This is a genomic window from Psychrobacter immobilis (genome assembly GCF_003148585.1).
Lineage (GTDB): Bacteria > Pseudomonadota > Gammaproteobacteria > Pseudomonadales > Moraxellaceae > Psychrobacter > Psychrobacter immobilis.
The window spans coordinates 1-3,153 of record NZ_QGGM01000030.1; the positions used below are offsets into that span (position 1 = coordinate 1).

At 38.0% G+C, this 3,153-nt stretch carries 2 protein-coding genes; one reads left to right on the plus strand and one right to left on the minus strand.

Features of this window, described 5'->3' with window-relative positions; all coding sequences use genetic code 11:
- Window positions 1-375: 375 nt before the first annotated feature.
- Entirely contained in the window at window positions 376-1,635 is a 1,260-nt protein-coding gene (locus C8D84_RS13625; protein ID WP_109592801.1) for an MgtC/SapB family protein, read from the minus strand.
- 375 nt (window positions 1,636-2,010) lie between these two features.
- Between C8D84_RS13625 and C8D84_RS13630 the strand changes: the two genes are divergently transcribed.
- Complete coding sequence (locus C8D84_RS13630; protein WP_109592803.1) at window positions 2,011-2,601, plus strand: recombinase family protein; 591 nt, start codon at window positions 2,011-2,013, stop codon at window positions 2,599-2,601.
- The last annotated feature ends 552 nt before the right edge of the window (window positions 2,602-3,153 follow it).

Consider the following 3,153-nt stretch of genomic DNA (forward strand, 5'->3'; position numbering starts at 1 on the left):
TAATCAAGTTAAAGATTCAGTTCCGAATTTGAGAGCGATATTAGAGATCAGTTAACCTATACAATCTGCACTATAACTTATTAGGTAGTGGATCCCTCAATATTATAGTGCTCGAAATATTATTAATATCTATAATTACTATGGGTTTATTTAAATCTTATGAGTCGAGAAAGCTCTATATGCTACTATTTATATAGTGTAGAAGACTGAGGTATGAAGTTTACTTTCCTTAGGTGACGTTGTTAATATCGGGGTTTCTTTAAACCGGGACTGTGACAGTCGGGGCAGCTGATATCTACTCAAATATATCATCTTGCCTCGGCTGTCACCCTCCTTTATTCCCCAGCATACTTTCTGACACACCACCGAGTTTTTTTAATTATTTGTCATAGTATATATCAAGATAATTAAAACAATCATATGAATAATTTGGATTGGAACAAAAGCAAGTGCGTATTGAAAACCACCCGTAATTGCCGCATTAATTGATTTAGAAATTGCATGTGTCGCTAAACCCAATAATAAGGCGAGCAATAAAATAGGGTTAGTTGGGTTCCCTTGCATGACTACAGCAGCCATTGCTGCATGCACCTCAAACATAGAACTCAGTACGGTTCCTGCGATAAGACCGGCGTCACCCAGCCATAAACTTAAACCATAAACAAGTACTTGAATAATAGTAAGTGTGACTACAATGATACCTGCCTCTTTTAAACTAAACATGGGTGTATCAGTTAACTTAGCTTTCTCTTCGGATCGAGCTTTTCTCATCAACCATATCCCAGGAATAATTAAAACTATCATGGCAATAATAGAGGGGAATAATAAAATTTTAAGCCAGCTAAAACTTACACCTGCAACAATAATAAGAAGCTGTACCACTGTTGCGACACATGATATAAGCGCAGCTCCAGCATTTTCTTTTGCATCTGCACGACCCTGACGAACTTCTATTCCAAGGCTTGCAATCGTGGCTGTACTGGATATAAATCCTGATGCTAAAGCAGATAAAAACATGGCGTGGCGTGATGGTAAAAGCCTCTTTGCCATATGTGCTAGTGCTTGAATGGTTAAAATCAATATCAATAATTTTAAAATAATATAAGGATTTAGTACTGAACCCCAAAGATCCCTATTGGGGGTTAAAGGAAGTGCAATTAAAAGCAAGGCCAGTAAAAAGATACCATCTTTAAATTCACGCTCAGTAATCCATCTAACCGCTACTCCATGCATTGAATGCTTTGTCACTAGAAGGAAAGTAAGGACGACTGTAAGTGCCGCTGCATAAGGAATATGCCATAAACATAGTCCGCCTATAAAATAGGTGAGTATAAAAGCAAGTTCAGTGGTTACACCTGGATCTTCAATTTGTTTATTAGTAGAGATGATACTTATACCACCTACTATCAATGCTCCTATGAGCCCCATAAATAAACCGAAAGCAAAGCAAATTGCCCCTAATAAAGAGCAAATTGCAAAAGATCTAATACCTGCAAAGCTGTGTTGATTTTCACGTTGTTTGCTACGCTCTCTTTCTAGACCAATGAGTAGTCCACAACCTAATGCTGCAGTAGATGCAGTAATTAAGTTTTGGATAGGTTCAATCGTAAATGTATTTTCTATTATGAAATTCATCCCACTCTCTATGACCCCTGCTGTCAAATCCGTACAGTTGAACTTGGGAAATTTTGATTACGCAGCCTGATGATAAAAATCAAACCACACCGGTCTTAGCGATCTATACCTTAGCGGAACCAGCTATCTCACCCTTCAAACATATTAACAGACTACTCAAAATAGACTGTTAATATGGAACCATCTATAACAGACTTTAGAATTATAGGACTGGTTGCTGTGCTTTTTTCCTATCATTAGCCTATACTCAAAACATAAAACCTCTAAACGATAAAATTACTATCATTAGACTTGTTTCTTTTATTAAATGATAGTAATATTTTGCTATTATCAATGAACATATATTATTAAGTCTAAATAATACAAAGAGACGTTATGACCGTTCGTATTTATGTGAGAGCCAGCACTAAGGATCAAGACGCGACCAGAGCATTGAATGATTTGATTACGTTCAGTAAAAGCTATGATGATAATTTCGTTGATTACGTTGAACACTTCAGTGGCACAAAGCTTGATAGACCCGCACTGGCTCAGTTACTCAATGACGCTGAAGAAGGTAATATCTTACTAGTTGAAAGTGTGGACAGATTGAGTAGGTTGTCACAAGATGATTTTGCGATTCTAAAGCAGCGTATCAAAGATAAGGGCTTACGACTAGTGGTGGCTGATCTACCAACCACACATACGGTTAGCGAGGGTATGACAGGTGAGATTCTAAGAGTTATTAACGATATGCTGATCGATTTATTGGCGACCATGGCAAAGCTGGATAACGATAAGCGTAGAGAGCGCATCAAGCAGGGATTGGCTAATAGTGGCTATAAGCCCACTGGTAAGAAAGCCAATACCGCAAAACATAACCGTATTAAAGAATTGGCCAGTCAAACCAATATGACAAAAGAAGAAATTGCTAAGGCAGTCGGTACTGGGGTGGCTACTGTTTATCGTGTCTTAAAGCAGGGCTAGTAGCTGAAAGATTTTAAATATCAACCCATTTTTCTATTTGTATTTTCAGACGCTAGTGTTTATAAGCATCTGATTAGTAGACCCTTATGTGTCAGACAAAAGACATTATTTGCAAAAATAGGAACTCATTATATCTAAGCAACATGCCATTTTGTCTTGATCTAAGGGCATCACAACGTCATATTAAAATCGATTTAATGCAAAGTAGGCCAATAATAACCATTGTGTTGCATTTATAATTGCTTTTCTGCAAAATGGCTTATTTATAATCGCTTGAGTCACTCATGATGAATACCCTTACCTCAGACCCTATTGGCGCAGCATGGCTTATCCGTGATGCCAGCATCGAGCTGGTTTCCACTTTATATGTCAGCAGTATTATCAGTGGACGCAGATAAACCTATGAAGGCGGTGAAGTCATCCATAAAGCTTATCAGGAAACTGCGTGTCCACTGAACTGACCCCTGCCGTCAAATCCGTATAATTAAACTTGGGAGATTTTAGTTACGCAATCTGACGGTAAAAGTCAAACCACATCTGAACATCCACGGG

What these genes read in the sequence shown, in the direction of transcription:
- C8D84_RS13630 (WP_109592803.1), top strand. Translation starts at nt 2,011, where the DNA reads ATGACCGTTCGTATTTATGTGAGAGCCAGCACTAAGGATCAAGACGCG.
- C8D84_RS13625 (WP_109592801.1), bottom strand. Translation starts at nt 1,635, where the DNA reads ATGAATTTCATAATAGAAAATACATTTACGATTGAACCTATCCAAAAC.